An 18222-nucleotide genomic window follows, 5' to 3' on the forward strand; every position below is an offset into this window, starting at 1 on the left:
CGGATCTCCTTTTCGAACTAATCCTCGACATCTCGTACAACCAGTCGAACCGATCATGAGTCTGACCGGGCGCGGCACTCACGTGCCCGGTCTTTCCATGGGGGTTCACTGTGCAGTCCCGCTCCACCGGCACCCGTCTCGCCTCGGCCGTCACGGCCGTCCTGGCCGTCACCGCGCTCGGCGCGGGCACGCTCGCCACGGCGCCGGCCGCCTTCGCGGCCACTTCGGGTCCCGTCTCGGCCACGCAGGCCGACGAGGCGCTTCCTTCCTTCCCCGCGAGCACGAAGCTCAGCGGCGTGGGCGCCTTCGGTTTCGCCACGTACACCTTCGCCCACGACGGCAGCCGCGTCGTGCGCTGGACGCCGTTCGACGGCGGCGCCCCGGTCCGGATCGACGTGCCCGAGGGCGGCGACTGGTCCCTGAGCCACGGCGACGTGCTCGTCCTCAGCGACGCCCGCGACTTCTCCGAGGCCCGCACGCTCACCCTGCGCGACCTGTCCGCCCCGGGCACCCCGGACGTGACCATCGACCTCGCCGCGCTGAACGGCACCTATGTGAGCACGCTGAGCCGCACGAGCGTCCTCGCGCGGATGAAGCGGGCCGACGGCTCGTCGGAGCTGCACATCGTCACCAAGGACGGTGCCCACACGGTCGACCGCGAGGTCACGGGCCTTCCCGCCGACGCCGCCGACTTCACCGGTGGCCTGCTCCGGGACGGCTCCGGCGCCTTCGCCGTCGGATACGAGAAGGGGCCGGCCGAGCTGCGGACCGGCGGCCGGGCCGTCATCGACCCGGTGACCGGCGCGGCGACGGAGACGTACCACGCCGCCGACTCCGGCTCGGGCTGGGGCGGGCCTCACCTCTCCGACTCCCACGTGGCCTGGTACGAGTGGTCGGAAGACCTCGGCAGCGTCATCCGGACGGTCGACCGGAAGACGGGCGCGCCGAAGCACGTCACGCTCGGCGCGCACGGCGACGGGTGGTACTTCAGCCTCGCCGGCGAGTGGCTCGTCTACGGCAACCCGTCGACGCCCGCCAAGGCCGTCTCCCTGGCCACCGGCGAGACCGTCCCGCTCCCTCTGGACTCCGGCTCCGTCGCGAGGGGCACGCCGGACGGCGGCTTCGTCGTGCGGGGCGCGCGGGCCGCCGACGGCAAGGGACTCTTCCGGGTCGTGCGCGCGGCCGACGGCCCGCCGACGATCACCAAGGTCGCCGACGAGGTCGAGCTGCCCGAGCTGAAGATCCAGGAGGTCCACGTCCCCGACTGGGCGGAGCTCGACAGGACCGGCGGAAAAGTGACGCTGGGCTGGACCGTGTCGCGCCGGGACGCCTACGTCGACGTGACGCTGACGCACACCGTCACCGAGCGGCAATTCCACACGCGCGTGCAGGCCCCCGCGACCGGGAACACCTTCTCCTTCACCTGGGACGGCGTCCTCGACGACGGCACCGACGCTCCGAACGGCCGGTACGCGATCGAGGCCGAGGCGTCGGTGCTCGACGGCACCAGCGCGCCCGTCTACCAGGGCTGGCAGATGTACGTCACGCGTGCCGCCAACCCGCACGACTTCACGCACAACGGCTCCACCGACGTCCTCGCCCGGGACGCCGCCGGTGTCCTGTGGCGCGACGACCTGCGCGACCGGCCGGTGAACGGCAAGGTCACGTCGGCTCAGCGCGCCCGGATCGGCGGCGGGTGGAACACGTACAAGCACATCGAGGCCGCCGGGGACCTCGGCGGGTACATCGGGCACGGCGGATACGAGATCGGCGATCTCGTCGCCCTCGACGGCTCGGGCGTGCTCTGGTCGTACGCCGGCCAGGGCGACGGCACCTTCGGCACGCGCGCGCGAGTCGGTGGCGGCTGGGGCGTCTACAAGCAGCTCACCGGCGGGTCGGACCTCGACGGGGACGAGCGGGCCGATCTCGTCGCCGCCGACGGTGCCGGGGCGCTGTGGTTCTACAAGGGGACCGGCAACATCGCCAAGCCCTTCGGGACCCGGGTGCGGATCGGCGGGGGCTGGGGGGTCTACAACCAGCTCGCGGCCGTCGGGAACATCGCCGGTAGCGCCGCCGGGGACCTCGTCGCGCGGGACACCACCGGGGTGCTCTGGCTCTACCAGGGCGACGGGAAGGGCAAGTTCCTCGGGCGGGTGCGGGTCGGCGCCGGGTGGAACGCGTTCAGCCAGCTCGTCGGCGCCGGGGACGTGAACGGCGACGGGCGGGCGGACCTGCTCGCGTACGGGGCCGGGGGCACCTACGTGTACCGGTCGAACGGCACCGTCTCCGGCACCTTCACGCGCATGAACACCACGCTGTACGCGGGCGAGGGCAGCAAGTTCACCAGCGTCTCCTGACGCCGCGCCGCGCCGCCTGTCCGTCCGCTCCGTCCGTCCGCCGTATCCGATCCATCATCAGCACACTTCTGGGGGACTTCCGTGAACCACCGCATCACCGGACGCCGGCTCGCCGCCGCCGTCCTCACCCTGTCCACGGTCACGGCCGTGACGGGGACGCTCGTCACCGCGCCGGTGGCCGTCGCCGCCACCAACGGCCCCGCCGCCGTTGGGCGTTGCGCGCCGACGGCACCCGGGCTGCTGCCCGTCGGGGCCGAGGTCGTGGCCACGGGCGCGTTCGGGTACATCACGAAGTGCGTGGACGAGAACGGCGAGACGGTCCGGGAGTTGCACAAGCCCGACGGCTCCGTCGTCGTCTTCGGCAGCTACGTCTCGGACGTCTACGACTCCGGGTCGGACTGGATGGTGACGAACAACCAGGGCACCATCTCCGCCCACCACACGCCGTCCAACACGTACTCCAACCACACGCTCAGCGGCGAGTTCGTCGGCGTGGCGTTCAACGTCGCGTACGAGAGCCGGCCGGCGGAGTCCGGCACGGGCCGCGAGCTGTGGCAGCTGCGGAACGACAACGGCGTCGTCAACAAGATGAAGCTGACCGACACGTTCGGCAACAAGATGGACCGGCGCACCGAGACCGACTACCGGGTCGTCGCGGCGGGCCGGAACGCGAACGGCATGGCCGTGGCGCTCGTCCTCATCCGGGGCACCTACGCCACCAGCGAAGGGCCGAAGCCGTACACCACGCAGGCCCTGATCTCCGCGCCCACCGGCACCGCGATCGTCCAGGAGACGCCGACCCGCCCCGGCGGCGACTGGGACGCGTCGGTGACCGCCGCGCTCACTCCCAAGTACCAGGCGTGGATCGTGAACCGCGCGGGCGGCGGCTCGGAGATCCGGGCGCACGGGACCGCGGTGTCGAGCGGGATCTACAAGAACGTCCCGCTCACCGACCTCCCCGGCAAGGCCGTCCTCGCCGGGATCGTCGGCGACACGGTCCTGTACGCGGCCCAGCGCGACCCGTGGGCCGACCCGGCGGTCCGGACGCCGCTGTACGCGCGGAACCTGGCCACGGGCGGAGCCCCGTACAAGGTCATGGAGAACTTCTCGTCCGTGGCGCACGCGCCCGACAGCAGCCTCCTGGTGCGCGGTGCGACGGGCACGGCCGACGGGCTGTTCTCGATCGGCAAGGACGGCACCACCGTCACGCCGCAGCTCGTCGCCGACACCGGGCAGGTCATGGCGCTGACCGTGACCGGCACGTCGGTGCCCGGCTCCGTGAGCCTGGAGAAGCCCGGGACGAGCGTCCCGATGACCTTCGACCTGTCCCGCCCGGACGCGGACGTGGACCTCGTCCTCACCCACACCCGCACCGGGAAGAAGCTCACCACGCGGCTGACCCGGCCCGTGTCGGGCCAGCGGTACGCGCACTACTGGGACGGGCTCCTCGACGGGGCCAGCGCCCCGAACGGCGCCTACAGCTGGAGGATCACCGCCACCTCCGACTCCGGCGGCGCCCCGGCCACGGCCTCCGGTGCCCTCACCGTGACCCGTACCGCCAACCCGCACGACTTCAACGACAACGGCTCCGCCGACGTCCTCGCCCGCGACTCCGCCGGTGTCCTGTGGCGCGACGACCTGTACGACTGGCCGGTCGCCGGGCAGGCGAAGCCGGCCAAGCGGACGAAGATCGGCCCCGGCTGGAACACGTACAAGCAGATCGAGGCCGCCGGGAACCTCGGCGGCGGCGCGCCCGGCGACCTGATCGCCCTCGACTCCACCGGCGTCCTCTGGTCCTACACCGGCAAGGGCGACGGCACCTTCGCCACCCGGGTCCGCGTCGGCGGCGGCTGGGGCGGCTACAAGCAGCTCGCGGGCGGCTCGGACCTCGGCGGGGACGGCAAGGCGGACCTGTTCGCCACCGACACCGCCGGCTCCCTGTGGTTCTACCCGGGCACGGGCGACCCCGCGAAGCCGTACGGCCGCCGGATCTGGGTGGGCGGCGGCTGGGGCGCCTACAACCAGCTCACGGCCGTCGGGAACATCGCGGGCGACAAGGGCGGCGACCTCCTCGCCCGCGACACGGCAGGCGTCCTGTGGCTGTACCCGTCCCAGGGCAACGCCTACGCCACCCGCGTCCGCGTCGGCGCCGGATGGGGCGCTTTCAGCCAGTTCGTCGGCGCCGGCGACGTCACCGGCGACGGCCGCCCGGACCTGATCGCGTACGGGGCGGGCGGCACGTACGTCTACGCCTCGACGGGCTCCACCCAGTCCCCGTTCCTCCGCCAGAACACGTCGCTGTACGCGGGCGAGGGCAGGAAGTTCACCAGCGTGGCGTGAGGGAGGTCGCGTGCGTTTGTCCGTGGTGTCGGGTTCGGCCTGAACCCGACTTGACGAACTCGCGAACTTCTCCCGAATTTCCGCGACTTCCGTACAACCTTGAACGGTCTTCGTGAGTCCTGTGGGCGTGGCGCAAGGACGCCACGCCCACAGCACGCTCGGGAGGAATCCCCTTGAAGCACCTCCACCCCGCCACTCGGCGTCTCGCCGTCTCCGTCGCGGTCGCCCTCGCGGTGACGGCCGGTACGGGCCTGGCCTCCGTGCCCGCCTTCGCCGCCCCCGTGACGGCCGACGCCCCCGTGACGGCCGACGCCGCCGCGTCGGAGCAGGAGGCGGGGCCCTTCGCCATCGGCGCCGACGAAAAGCTGTTCAGCAGCGGGGCGGCCGGCTTCGTGACCTACACCTACGCCAACCAGACCACCACCTTCCGGTGGCACCGGTCCACGGGCGGAGCGACGGCCGTGGTGCCCAGGGTCTCCGGTCTCAATGCTCCCCGGGCGGCCGTCGACGGCGAGCGTGTCGTGGTGCAGACGCGGGAGACCACCTACCGGATCCTGGACATGGCGGGCGGCGCACCCGTCGACATCGACACCTCCGTCGTCGGGCCGAACGCCGGGCTGCGGGCCCTCCTGGGCGACACGCTCGTGATGACGAAGAGTGACGGGCCCGGCCGCAGCAGCCTCCACCTCCTCTCGAAGACCGGGGGCACGGTCACACACCGGCGGGTGACGGGGCTGCCCGCGGACGCGGACATCCGGCAGAGTGCCGTCAGCTCCTCCGGGGTCGTCGCCGTGCAGTACCGGGGCACGGTCGGCGGCACGACCGGGACGCGGCTGGCCGTCGTCGACCTCAAGGACGCGAAGGTCGTCGAGGACAGGGCCGTGGCCAACCTCCACCGCAACTCCACTCTCGCGGTCTCGTCCACCCACCTGGCCTGGGCCGAATGGCGACCCGGCAATTCCGTGACCCTGGTGACGGCATCCCGGGGCACCCAGGAGCCGGAACGGCGCACGGCCCTGACGCCGAGCCCCGGCCACTTCGTGGAGGTCGACCTGCTGAAGGACTGGGTCGTGTACCACGAGGCGGACTTTGAGGAGGGCCTCTCGGCCGTCTCCCTCAAGGACGGGACGAAGGTCACCGGTCTGCTCGCCAGGCCGAGTGGCTCCGGGATCGCGAACGAGCCCCTGGTGGCCCAGGGCGCCACGCCGGAGCACGGCTGGGGCGTGTACGAGGTCGAGGTCGGCCCGGACGGGCGGCCCGTCGCGAAGGTGCTGGCGACCTACGGCGTGCGCACGCCGACCACCGTCCTGACCGAGCGGGTCCCGGCCACCGCCGACTTCCGCCGGGCCGGTGCCAAGTCGGTGCTGCGGTGGACGTTCGGCCGCAGCGACGTGGCGGTGAACCTGACGGTGACCGACAAGCGGTCCGGCAAGAGCTGGACCCCGTGGACGCGGCTCACGGGCACGGCCACCGAGGCTTCCTTCGCCTGGGACGGGACCCTCGACGACGGAACCGCCGCCTCCAACGGCGACTACACGTGGAAGATGATCGTCGGCCCCCTCAACAACTGGCGCCCCGGCCCCGACGCCAGGATCGAGCGGACCGGCACCCTCCGGGTCGGCAGCGGCACCGCCGCGCACGACTACTCCGACAGCGGCTCCCCCGACCTGCTCTTCCGCGACGGATCGGGCCACCTCTCCTCGTACGACGTCCGGCAGTTCCTCGTCGAGCCCGACGGCGAGAAGTGGGAGCGGACCGAGCGGGGCGGCGGCTGGTTCGCGTACGACCGGATGCTGTCCGCCGGGAACCTCGACGCGACCCCGTACTCCGACGTCGTCGCCCGCGACAAGGCCGGCGTCCTCTGGCTGTACTCCGGCACCGGCCACTCCCTCGCGAAGCGGATCCGGATCGGCGGCGGCTGGAACGCGTACGACACGTTCGCGGCCGGTTCCGACCTGACCGGCGACGGCCGCCCCGACCTCGTCGCCACCGACCGCACCGGCGTCCTGTGGCTCTACAAGGCGACCGGCTCCGCCACCAAGCCGTTCGCGCCCCGCAAGCGGATCGGCGGCGGGTGGAACACGTACGACCTCCTCACCGCCCCCGGCGACCTGGGCGGCGCGAAGGCCGGTGACCTCCTCGCCCGCGACCGGGCCGGCGTCCTCTGGCTCTACCTCGGCAAGGGCGACGGGACCTTCGCGCCCCGCACGAGGGTCGGCGGCGGCTGGGGCGTCTACGGCCAGATCGTCAACATCGGCGACGCCGACCGGGACGGGCGCGCCGACCTGATCGCGGAGAGCGGTACGCAGCGGGACCCCTGGCTCACCGTCTACAAGGGCACGGGCAACTGGAAGGCGCCCTTCCGTGGCGCCGAGCTCCTCAGCATCCCGCCGTACGACTCGCCGTACGGCGCCCGCCCCGTCATCTTCTGATCGCCTCCACCCGGCCTTCCTCCACTTCTCCTCTAGGAACAGCGTGAACCACCAGCCCGCCCGCACCGCCCGCCGTCTCTCCGTCGCCGTCGCCGTCGCCCTCGCGGTGACGGCCGGCGGGCTGGCCGCCGGTCCGGCTCTCGCCTCGGCGCCCGCCGTGGTGCCCGCTGCCGTCGCGGCGGACCTGGCGTCCGCGCCTGCCGTCATCGACCCGGCGTCGGGGCTGCGCGGGTGGGGGAAGTCCGGCTTCCTCAGCCGTGTCGGGGGCGTGGGGGAGGTGCCCAGCTACCGGTGGACCCGGTACGAGGGCGGCGTCACGACGACGCTGCCCGCCTCGGCGACCCTCTACCGGGCCTCGATGGGCGGTGACGTCGTCGTGCGGCCGGAGGGCACCTCGTACCACCTGTACGACATGGTGGCGGGCGGCGCGCCCGTCACGCTCGACACCTCGTTCCTCGGGGCCTCGGCGACGCTCGCGTGGGTGATGGACCGCACGCTGGTGATGCAGACGAAGGACAGCGGCGGGCGCACGACGCTGCACCTCGTGTCCGAGTCGCCGGAGCCCGGGGTCCAGGCCGTGAGCGAGGCGGTCACCGGCTTCCCGGCGGACGCGAAGATCGTCTCGTCGTCTCCCTCCGAGAACGGCCTCCTCGCCGTCTCCTACACCGGGACCGTGAACGGCGTCGCCGGGAAGCGGCTCGCCGTGGTGGACCTGGCGACGGCGAAGGTCGTCGACGACCGGGCGGTTCCGTCCCTGCACACCGGCTCCACCTTCGCCGCCTCCGCCACGCACGTGGCCTGGGTGGAGCGGCTCGCCGACAGGCGCTCGGTCGTGGTGACGGCCCGCCGGGGCCAGGCCGCCACCGTCCGGCACACGGTGGCCGCGCAGGACGAGAGGCTCTCCCTCGGCCTGGTGGGCGGCTGGGCGCTGTACGGCGTCCCTGGCGGAGCCGCCGCCGACGCCGCGAACCCGCTCCACGCGCTGCGGGCCGTCCCGGTGGGCGGCGGGACGCCCGTCACCGTGCTCGACAGCCTGGAGCTGGCCTACGGCGGCCCGGACGCACTGCTGGCGCAGGGCGGGACGGCGGCCGAGGGCGAGGGCGTGTACCGGATCGTCCCGGGCACCGGCGGCAAGCCCGTCGCCACCCAGGTCGCGACCACTCGCGTGCGGACCGCGCTCGGTGTGGTGAAGGAGACGGCTCCCGCCACCGCCGACTTCAGCGGCGGGGGCTCCACGGCCCGCTGGACCTGGGACCTCGGGCGGAGCAACGCGCGCGTCTACTTCGTCGTCACCCACTCCGCCTCGGGCAGGAAGTGGAAGAGCGAGCCCGCCGTGATGGACTACACGCCCGAGGGCAAGCGGGGCCTGGCCTCCTTCACCTGGAACGGACTCTTCCCCGACCAGGTCTCCGCGCCCACCGGCACCTACACCTGGACGATGACGGCCTGGCCGGAGAACGGCATCGGCGGTGAGTTGAAGCGGACCGGCACCCTCAAGGTCACCAACAAGCCGATCCAGCACGACTACTCGACCAGCGCCTTCCCCGACCTGCTCGCACGGACCGACCGCGGCGAGCTGATCTCGTACGACACCCGGCAGATCCTCTTCTGGCCCGCCAGCACCTACTACTGGCGGACCCCGACGCACCGGGGCGGCGGCTGGAACGCCTACGACCGGATCCTCGCCACCGGCAACCTGGACTCCACCCCGTACTCCGACCTCGTCGCCCGCGACCGGGCCGGCGTCCTCTGGTTCTACGCGAACAAGGGCACGACGCTGGCCAAGCGGACGTCCATCGGCGGCGGCTGGAACGCGTACGACAAGCTCGCGGCGGGCTCCGACCTGACCGGCGACGGCCGCCCCGACCTCGTCGCCACCGACCGCACCGGCGTCCTGTGGCTCTACAAGGCGACCGGCTCCGCCACCAAGCCGTTCGCGCCGCGCAAGCGGATCGGCGGCGGCTGGGGCGCGTACAACAACCTCACCGCCCCCGGGAACCTCGGCGGCGGACCGGCCGGCGACCTCCTCGCCCGCGACCGGACCGGCGTCCTCTGGCTCTACCTCGGCAAGGGCGACGGCACCTTCGCGCCCCGCACGCGGGTCGGCGGCGGCTGGGGCGGCCTGGAGCACCTCGTCCCCATCGGCGACCTGGGCCGCGACGGGCGCCCCGACTTCCTCGCCTCGACCCCCTACCGCGGCGACCGCGCCTCCCTCGTCCACTACAAGGGCACCGGCGACTGGCGCGCCCCCTTCGAGAAGGGCGTGACGACGCCGCTGCTGGAAGCGAAGGACCACCACTTCAACCTCCTCTTCTGACCCCTGCCCCGACCCCTGTGCCAACCCCTGGAGCGACCCACCCCATGAGGCACCACAGAAGCACCGCCCCGCGCCGCCTCGGCGCGGCCGTCGCCGTCGCCCTCGCGGTGACCGCGGGGACGCTGACCGCCCCGGCCCTCGCGGCCGGGGCCCCCGCCCCCGCCCCCTCCGCGCAGGGCACGGCCGACACGGTCGCGCCGCTGACCGTCCCCGCCGACTCGGTGATCCTCAGCGCGGGCAGGACCGGCATGCTCACCCGCAGCGGCAAGCGCAACGGCATCGTCTACCGGTGGACGAGCCACGCCGACGGGTCGACCAGGGTGCTGCCCCTCAGGACGTACATGTACGGCCCGGGGTCGGACGTCATCGTCACCCAGACCGGGGCGGCGGTGTTCACGCTCACCGACATGGGCGGGGCCGCGGAGCCGGTGGTGATCGACACGTCCGCGTTCAACACGAGCGCCAACCCGTACAAACTCGTCAGGGTCATCGGCAGCACGCTGGTGCTGTCGGTGAGCGTGGACGGTGTCCGCAGGCTCCACCTGGTCTCCTTGGAGGGGGGCGAGGTCGTCGACCGGGAGGTCGCCGTGCCGAAGGGCCACACCATCAGGAGTCACTTCACCGCCGGCCTGGGGACACTCGCCGTCACCCATCACACGCTCAACTCCTCCTCGGTCTCCCTCTCCCTCGTGGATCCGGCCACCGGCGCGCTGACCGAGACGTACCCCGCCGCCTCGGCGGCCGTCCAGTCGGTGACCGTGACGCCGACGCACACCGCCTGGATCGAGAGACCGGCGGAGAACAGCCTGCTCCTCATCGCCCCGAGGGGTACCGGGCCGGTCCCGCGGACCCCGCAGGTGCCCCTGGGCTACGAGGGCTACGAGGGCAGCAGCCGGGTCCACGCGCTCGGCGAGTGGCTGGCGTACGCCCGGTCCGACGGCGGCACCGCGCTCTTCCCGAACGCCCTCAACCGGCTCACCGTCCGCTCCGCGAAGACCGGCGAGTCGTTCGCGCTCCTGGACCACACGACGTCCCTCGTCCCCGAAGCCGACGGCACCCTGCTCGCCATCGGCGGCACGGTCGCCCGCGGCGAGGGCCTGTACCGGATCGCCCTGAACCCGGCCACCGGCAAGCCCGCCGCCACACTCGTGCGCACGGCGAACCGGCCGACCGCCCTCACCGTGGTCGAGGAGACCCTGCCGCCGACCGGCACCTTCGACTTCGACCGCGCGGGCGGGAGGCTGAAGGCCGGGTGGACGCTCAGCCGGTCCAACGCGAAGGTGTCGCTGACGCTGAGGCACACCGCTTCCGGCCGGACCGAGACGATGGCCTCCGAACCGCGGGAGGGCGTCACGGACTTCCCCCTCACCTGGGACGGGGTGTACGAGGAGGGCCTCCCGGCCTACAACGGCGTCTACACCTGGACGATGAAGGCCGTACCCGCCAACGGCATCGGCCCGTCCATCGAGCGCAAGGGCTCCTTCACGCTCACCCGCGCACCCCAGCCGCACGACTTCGACGACAACGGCTCCCCGGACGTCCTCGAACGTTCCTCCGGCCACCTCACGGCGCACGACCTCCGGCAGGTCCGGAGCGACACGCACCGGGTGTACGAGATATCGGTCGGCCGCGGCTGGAACGCGTACGACCGGATCCTCGCCTCCGGCAACCTCGGCGGCACCCGCAACGGGGACCTCGTCGCCCGCGACAAGAGCGGCGTCCTCTGGTTCTACGCGGGCACGGGCAGCCACAAGGCACCCTTCGCGCCGCGCACCCGGATCGGCGGCGGCTGGGGGACCTACAGCCAGATCGCGGCCGGTTCCGACCTGACCGGTGACGGCCGCGGCGACCTCCTCGCCACGGACAGGGCCGGGGGGCTGTGGCTCTACCGCGGCACCGGCAACGCCAAGGCCCCCTTCACGGCGCGCAAGCGGATCGGCGGCGGCTGGGGGATCTACAACCAGCTCACCGCCACCGGCAACCTCGCGGGCGGCCCCGCCGGCGACCTCGTCGCCCGCGACCGCTCCGGCGTCCTCTGGCTCTACCTCGGCAAGGGCGACGGCACCTTCGCCGCCCGCACCCGGATCGGCGGCGGCTGGGGCTCCTACCCGAACCTCATCGGTATCGGCGACGTGGACGGCGACGGCCGCAACGACCTGCTCGCGCAGGGCCCTTCCCACGACGAGTACGAGAACGTCCTGCACACCTTCCGCGGCACCGGCCAGTGGAAGACGCCCTTCGCCCCCGCGCGGTCCGACCGGATCGATCACTTCTCCTGGCTCGGCGACCTCTTCTGATCCCCTCCTTCACCCCAGCTCCGGAAAGTAGCCCCATGCGCACTTCACGATCCGCCGGCCGCCGTCTCGGCGTCGCGGCCGTGGCGGCCCTGCTGCTGGCCTCCGCCGGTCCGGCCGTCCTGCCGGCCACCGCCGCCGGGCCCCCCGCCGGCGCCACCGCGCCCGCCGCGCCCGCCGGCACCGACGACGCGGTCTCCCCCCTGCTCAAGCCCGGGGACAGCGTCCGGGGGCTGGGGCGGACCGGATTCCTGAGCCAGGAAGGGGACGATCCGTACGCCAAGCGCTGGACCCGCCTGCTCGACGGAGCGGTGACGACCTTCCCGGACACCGGCCACGTCTCCCTCTCCCTCGACTCGGACGTCGTGGTCCTCCAGAAGTCCGGGTCCTTCACGCTGCGGGACATGGCAGCGGACAAGGAACTCCTCTCCGTGCCACTGCGCCTGGAGCGGTACGCGGGGGCCGTCGGCTCCCACCTCTTCACCCGTGCCGCCCTCTCGGGCCAGGGCCCTCTGGAGGTCTACTCCCCCGGCCCGGACGGGCCGGTACGCCGAACGGTGACCGGGCTGCCCGCGGACGCGTCCGAGCTGGGCGCCGTGGCGGGTGCGGGCGACGAGGCCCTGGTGACCTACACCACCGGCGCGGGGACGACAACGGCCGCCCGTCACTGGGCGGTCGTGGACCTCACCACCGCCGCCGTCACCTCCTCCGGCCGGAACTCGGCCGGAGGCTCAAGCATGAACCGCGCCTACGCCCTCTCCACCGGGTACGTCGCCTGGACCGAGGTCGGGCAGGGAGCGGGGACGGACGTCGTGGTCCTCGACCGCGCCACCCGGCGAGAGCAACGCTTCCACGTGTCCACGGCGAGCAGGCTGCTGATCGGCCTGGTCGGGAAGTGGGTCACGTACTCCCACCCCGGCGGCCTCCAGGCGGACCGCGCCGACACCGCCCACGCGCTGACCGCCCGCAGCCTCACCGGCACCGCCACCCGCGAGCTCCTCGACCACACGGTGTCCGCGGCCGGCACCTCGGGAGAGTCGCACGGCTTCGTCGGCGGCACCGTCGCCGGCGGCGAGGGCCTCTACCGGATCGCCCCCGGCACCGACGGCGTCCCGGCCGCCACCCGGCTCGTCGCGACGGGTGCGCCGACGAAGGTCACGCTGCTCCGCCACACCGCCCCCACGGCGGTGGACCTCGACCGCGCCGGCGGCGTCTCCCTGGCCTGGTACCTCAGCCGGAACAACGTGAACATGTGGGTCACCCTCCGCAACACCCGCACAGGCGAGTCGCTCAAGGAGCACATCGACGAGTCGACACGGGACGAGGACCCGCGGCCGATGCGGTTCGAGTGGAACGGCACGCTCGACTGGCAGGCAACCGAAGGCTTCTGGACCTCCGCCTCGGCCGGTCCGTACACCTGGGAGATCAACGCGGCCCCGCTCAACGGCATCGGGCCCACCCTGAAGGCGTCCGGCTCCTTCACGGTCACCCGCAAGACCGGCGCGCACGACTACGACAGCGACGGCTCGCCGGACGTCCTGGCCCGCGACACCTCGGGCAGGCTGTGGATCCAGGACGTCCACCACCACCCGGGCTGGAACGACACCACCCAGAACCCGGATTCGCCCGTCGGCGGCGGCTGGCAGATCTACGACCGGATCGAGGCCACCGGCAATCTCGGCGGGACCGGCACCCCCGACCTCGTGGCCCGCGACCGCGCCGGCGTGCTCTGGCTGTACCGGGGGACGGGCGTCGGGAAGGCCCCGTTCACCGGCCGGACCCGGATCGGCGACGGGTGGAGCACGTACGTCCACCTGACCGGCGGGAGCGACCTGACCGGCGACGGCCGCCCCGACCTGGTCGCCACGGACCGGTCCGGCAAGCTGTGGATGTACCGCGGCACGGGCGTCGCGTCCGCGCCCTTCGCCGCGCGCCGGCTGATCGGCTCCGGCGGCTGGCAGACGTACGACCGGATCACGGCCACCGGCAACCTGGCGGGCGGCCCGGCCGGCGACCTCGTCGCCCGCGACCGCGCCGGAGTCCTCTGGCTCTACCTCGGCAAGGGCGACGGCACCTTCGCCGCCCGGACCCGGGTCGGCGGCGGCTGGGGCGCCTACACCGATCTCGTCGGCTCGGGCGACCTCGACCGGGACGGGAAGCCCGACCTGTACGTGACCACCCCGGACCACAGCCGTCTGTCGCCGGGAGTCCACCGGGGCACGGGCGACTGGCGGGCGCCGTTCCGCTCCCTCGGAGCAGTCCACGCCCTGCACAACAGCCGGAGCTTCAACCTCCTCGCCTGACCCGCACGGCGGTCAGGTCCGGACCGTCGCCCAGACCGTCTTGCCGATCTGGCGGTCCTTGACGCCCCAGGTGGTGGCGAGGGTGGCTACGAGGAGGAGTCCGTAGCCGCCCTCGTCGGGGGTGCGGGACGGTAAGGGACGGCGTTCGGCCCGCGCGTCGGAGAGCTCCACCGTGACGTGTGCGCCGTCGCACGCCATGCGGAGCTCGAAGTCGCGGCCCGGCACGCGGCCGTGCTGCACCGCGTTGTTCGCCAGCTCCGCCACCACCAGCTCCGCCGCCTCCGCCGCCACACCCGTCACACCCCAGTCGCGCAACTGGTGCGCCGCCAGCAGGCGGGCCAGCCGCGCGCCCCGGGGCGTGGGGCTCAGACGGAGCGCGAACTCCGGCGCGTACTCACTTGTTGGAGTGGTGATTTCCGGCTTCATGCCTTCGAGAGTGGCGCCCCCGCCGTACGCTGACCAGCAGCGACGCCACGACGCTGAGTCACTGTACGAGTACGCCAAGAAGGCGGTACGGATGTCGGGGAAGCACGAGGAGCGGCCGGAAAAGCCCTCCGAAGTAGACGGTACGACGCACCTGTTCAAGGCGCTGGGAAAAATCATCAAGGTCCTGCGCCAGAACGCGGGCCTCAGCCAGGCACAGCTCGCCTCGGTCACGCACTGTAGCGAGGATCTCGTGTCCGCGATCGAGAGGGGAGTACGGACTCCACAACCTGATTTCCTGTTGCGGGCGGACGGGCCGTTGAAGGCGGGCGGTGTGCTCGCTGCGGCTGTCGAGGACACGGAGAAGGCGCTCGCGCGGGCGCGGGTCCGGCATCCCGACTGGTTCCGGAGCTATGCGGCGGCAGAGGCGGAGGCGGCGGCCTTGCACTACTACGCCCCACAGGCCGTGCCGGGCATCCTCCAGACGCACGCCTATGCGGAGGCCGTCTTCCGGCACCGCCGGCCGCTGCACGACGAGGAGAGGATCGCGAAGCTGCTGGCTGACCGCCTCGACCGCCAGGTCATCTTCGAGAAGCAGCCCCCGCCGACGATGAGCTTCGTCATCGAGGAGAGCGTGCTCCACCGCCCCATGGGCGGCAGAGACGCCTTCCGGGAGCAGATCCAACGCATCTCCGAGGTGGCCCGGCTCAGGAACGTCCACCTTCAGATCATGCCGCTCGATCGCGAGGAACACCCAGCACTGGGCGGACAGTTCACGCTGCTCACGCTGAAAGGCCGACGCGAGGTCGCCTACACCGAGAGCTACCAGCACGCCCGCCTCATCACCGACCCCGATGAGGTCCGGATGTACAGCGAGCGGTATGGGATCATGCGCGCACAGGCACTCACGCCCCTGGAGTCCCTGGAGCACCTAGAGAAATTGCTGGGAGAGCTATGAGCACCGCACATCTGGCCTGGTTCAAGAGCAGCTACAGCAGCGGCGAGGGCGGCGAGTGCATCGAGGTCGCCTACGACTGGCGCAAGTCGAGCTACAGCAGCGGTGAAGGCGGCAACTGCATCGAGGTCGCCGCTCACCCCACCACGATCCACGTCCGTGACTCCAAGGTCCCCCACGGTCCCCAGCTCGCCCTCTCCCCCGCGTCCTGGGCCGCGTTCGTGGAGGTCAGTTCGCGGGTCTAGGGCCGCCGTGGTCGCCCCTTTGGAGAGCCTCCCTGAGCGTCGGCCAGGGGGGCTTTCCTGTTTCCAGGACCTGGAGGACGACGTGCAGGACCTCCGGGGTGAGGGTCTCCTTGTAGGAGGCGACGTCGAGGACGGGGATGAGGACGACCGCGTCGGGGTCCAGATGGGTGTCGAGCACTCCGCGCGGGACCGGGAGGACCTCGATCCAGTCGTGGCCGTGCTCGTCGGTGACGGACATCGGGTTGAGGCGCAGGACGGGGTGCTGGAGGCCGAGGCGGAGGCTGAAGCGGCGGCGGGAGGGCGGCTTCGGCTTGCGGTAGGCGTAGACGATGTCGCCGGGGGCGGGTCGCATGCTCTCAGGGTCGGGGGCGGCGGTGGCGGAGGGAAGAACTCCGGGCGTCCGCGGGGGCTCTTCACGGAACCTTCAACCACAGCCCCGTAACAACGCCTTGACGCCGATTCAGATGCTGATCGCACTGGGCTACCCTGTGGCCCATGCAGGGGGAATTGGAAAACGACTCTAATTTGACCGGTAGCGGCGCGATTCCGCTCGACGCGGACGATCCGCGCCGTATCGGCGCCTTCCGCCTGCTCGGGGTGCTCGGCTCCGGCGGGATGGGACGGGTGTACCTGGGCGCGGTCCCGGGGACGTACGCCGCCGTGAAGCGGGTGCTGCCGGCGCTCGCCGAGGACAAGGACTTCCTGAGCCACTTCGGGCACGAGCTGGACAATCTGGCGCGGCTGCCCGCGGGGGCCAGTACGCGGCTGCTGGCGAGCGACCGGCTGGCGAAGCCGCCGTGGTTCGCGACGGCGTTCATCCCGGGCGTGACGCTCAACGACGCGCTGCGGCTCAACGGCGGGCCGCTGCCGGTGGACGCGCTGTGGCGGCTGCTGCGGGAGGCGGCGGCGGGGCTGCGGACGGTGCACGCGGCGGAGATGGTGCACCGGGACCTCAAGCCGTCCAACGTGATGCTCACGGGGGACGGGCTCTCGCTCATCGACTTCGGGGTGGCGCGGGCGGCCGACCAGAGCCGGCTGACCAAGACCGGGATGATCATCGGGACGCCCGCGTACATGGCGCCCGAACAGGCCGTCGCGGACAAGGTGCTGACCGGGGCGGCGGACGTCTTCGCGCTCGGCAGTCTGATCCTGTACGCGGCCAACGGGCGGCCGCCGTTCGGGGACGGGTCCGGGCACGACCTGCTCTACCGGGTCGTGCACGGGGAGCCGGACTTCGGGCGGCTGACCGAGCTGGACCCGGACCTCGCGGATCTCGTACGGACGTGTCTGGCGAAGGACCCGGACGACCGGCCGACCGCGACCGAGCTCGTCGGACACGCGGACGCGCGCGCGGCGGGCGTCGGGTGGCCGGAGCCGGTGGCGGCGCGGATCGCCGAGCGGGCCGCGTTCGCGGCCGGGGCGCCGACCGAGGAGGAGCTGGCGGCCCTGGAGGCCGCCGACCCCTCCCAGGACGTCGCCACGGCCCCGCTGACCCCGCAGGCGCCCGCGACCGGCCCGGCGTACGTGATCTCCGGGAAGCAGGCGGACGGGAAGGACCGCAAGCGGCGCAACCGGCTCGTCATGATGGCCGTGCCCATCGTGATCACCACCGGTACGACGCTGACGCTCACGCTGGCCCCGTACGAGCAGTGGCGCGCGGGCGCGCAGGACCGGCCCTCCGGCTCCCCGACCGCCACGCTCGCCCCTCCGGCCGCCACGCCCTCCGGCCCGGCCGCGAAGCCCTCGTCCGCCGCCCCGCCCTCGGCCTCCGCGTCCGGCACCGCCTCCGCTCCCCCGGCCACCACACCGCCGGGGAGCCCGCCGCCCGTCGTACCGCCGCCTGTGGAGGGTGGTGCGGGCGGGGGCGGTGCCGTCTCCGGTGGCAGTGGCGGGGGCGGTACGTCGACCTCCGGGGGCTCTTCCGGCGGCTCGTCCGGGGGCGGCTCGACGACCACGTCGGGAGGCACCTCGGGTGGCTCTTCGGGCGGCTCGTCCGGGGGCTCCTCGGGCGGCTCCTCCGGCGGCACCACCACCCGTCCGACGACGTCCGCCCCGCGCCCGACCACGGCCCCGCCGAAGCCGAAGCCGACGCCCAAGCCGACGCCGAAGCCCACGCCCAGGCCCACCTCCGGCGGGGGCGGTTCGGGGCCCTCGGGGACGTACGCGCTGGAGAACGGGAACAGCGGCGACTGCCTGGCGGAGTACAAGCAGCCGTACGGGGTGACGACCATCAACTCAAGGCCGTGCGGCTCCCAGCCGACCCTCGCCGGCTACTCCTGGACCTACAAGGCCAACGGGGACGGGTCCTTCCGGCTGGTCAGCAAGAAGTCCGGCGACTGCCTCCAGCCGAGCAGCGGCATCGCCGCCACGGTCGGACCCTGCACCAGCGCGAGCAGCCAGTCCTGGAAGTTCGGCTCCTCCTCGTCGGGCGGGCGCCAGGTCATCAACGTGAGCAATGGCCAGTGCCTGACGGCCAACCCGGGCGGCGTGATCTCCTTCACCTGCAACAGCGGGTACAGCGCCGCTCAGCACTGGCGCAACATCGGCGCCCTGTAG

The 18222-nt window shown here is 72.8% G+C and carries 11 protein-coding genes; 9 read left to right on the top strand and 2 right to left on the bottom strand.

Going from position 1 to position 18222, the window contains the following annotated elements:
- The first annotated feature begins 110 nt into the window (after positions 1-110).
- The 6 genes from ACFXMG_RS16400 to ACFXMG_RS16425 all read left to right on the top strand — a co-directional run bounded on the left by ACFXMG_RS16400 (position 111) and on the right by ACFXMG_RS16425 (position 14043).
- A complete protein-coding gene (locus tag ACFXMG_RS16400; RefSeq protein WP_383822691.1) occupies positions 111-2357 on the top strand; it encodes an FG-GAP-like repeat-containing protein in 2247 nt (748 codons plus the stop codon).
- Positions 2358-2438: 81 nt separating this feature from the next.
- A complete protein-coding gene (locus ACFXMG_RS16405) occupies positions 2439-4697 on the top strand; it encodes a hypothetical protein (protein ID WP_383822694.1) in 2259 nt (752 codons plus the stop codon).
- Positions 4698-4870: 173 nt separating this feature from the next.
- Positions 4871-7129, top strand: coding sequence for an FG-GAP repeat domain-containing protein (locus ACFXMG_RS16410; RefSeq protein ID WP_384901307.1), 2259 nt, complete (start codon positions 4871-4873; stop codon positions 7127-7129).
- 43 nt (positions 7130-7172) lie between these two features.
- Positions 7173-9446, top strand: coding sequence for a hypothetical protein (locus ACFXMG_RS16415; protein ID WP_383822699.1), 2274 nt, complete (start codon positions 7173-7175; stop codon positions 9444-9446).
- A 44-nt stretch (positions 9447-9490) separates the two neighbouring features.
- On the top strand, positions 9491-11743 hold the full coding sequence (locus tag ACFXMG_RS16420) for an FG-GAP repeat domain-containing protein (RefSeq protein ID WP_383822700.1): 2253 nt from the start codon (positions 9491-9493) through the stop codon (positions 11741-11743).
- Between the two features lie 35 nt (positions 11744-11778).
- Complete coding sequence (locus ACFXMG_RS16425) at positions 11779-14043, top strand: FG-GAP repeat domain-containing protein (protein WP_383822704.1); 2265 nt, start codon at positions 11779-11781, stop codon at positions 14041-14043.
- Positions 14044-14055: 12 nt separating this feature from the next.
- On the opposite strand, the gene ACFXMG_RS16430 is transcribed toward ACFXMG_RS16425, so the two are convergent.
- A complete protein-coding gene (locus tag ACFXMG_RS16430; RefSeq protein ID WP_383822707.1) occupies positions 14056-14469 on the bottom strand; it encodes an ATP-binding protein in 414 nt (137 codons plus the stop codon).
- 91 nt (positions 14470-14560) lie between these two features.
- On the opposite strand from ACFXMG_RS16430, the gene ACFXMG_RS16435 reads away from it, so the two are divergent.
- Positions 14561-15424, top strand: coding sequence for a Scr1 family TA system antitoxin-like transcriptional regulator (locus ACFXMG_RS16435; protein ID WP_383822786.1), 864 nt, complete (start codon positions 14561-14563; stop codon positions 15422-15424).
- Positions 15421-15666, top strand: coding sequence for a DUF397 domain-containing protein (locus tag ACFXMG_RS16440; RefSeq protein ID WP_383822710.1), 246 nt, complete (start codon positions 15421-15423; stop codon positions 15664-15666). Before ACFXMG_RS16435 ends, ACFXMG_RS16440 begins: the two co-directional genes overlap by 4 nt.
- Here the strand turns inward: ACFXMG_RS16440 and ACFXMG_RS16445 are convergent.
- The gene (locus ACFXMG_RS16445; protein WP_383822713.1) at positions 15650-16018 is read right to left on the bottom strand and encodes a hypothetical protein; all 369 of its coding nucleotides are present in this window, start codon (positions 16016-16018) and stop codon (positions 15650-15652) included. The two genes, ACFXMG_RS16440 and ACFXMG_RS16445, sit on opposite strands and share 17 nt — an antisense overlap.
- A 173-nt stretch (positions 16019-16191) precedes the next feature.
- Here ACFXMG_RS16445 and ACFXMG_RS16450 point away from each other — a divergent pair, with 173 nt between their 5' ends.
- Positions 16192-18222, top strand: coding sequence for a protein kinase (locus ACFXMG_RS16450; RefSeq protein WP_383822716.1), 2031 nt, complete (start codon positions 16192-16194; stop codon positions 18220-18222).

The sequence above is a fragment of the Streptomyces sp. NPDC059201 genome, from assembly GCF_042754585.1.
Taxonomy (GTDB): domain Bacteria; phylum Actinomycetota; class Actinomycetes; order Streptomycetales; family Streptomycetaceae; genus Streptomyces.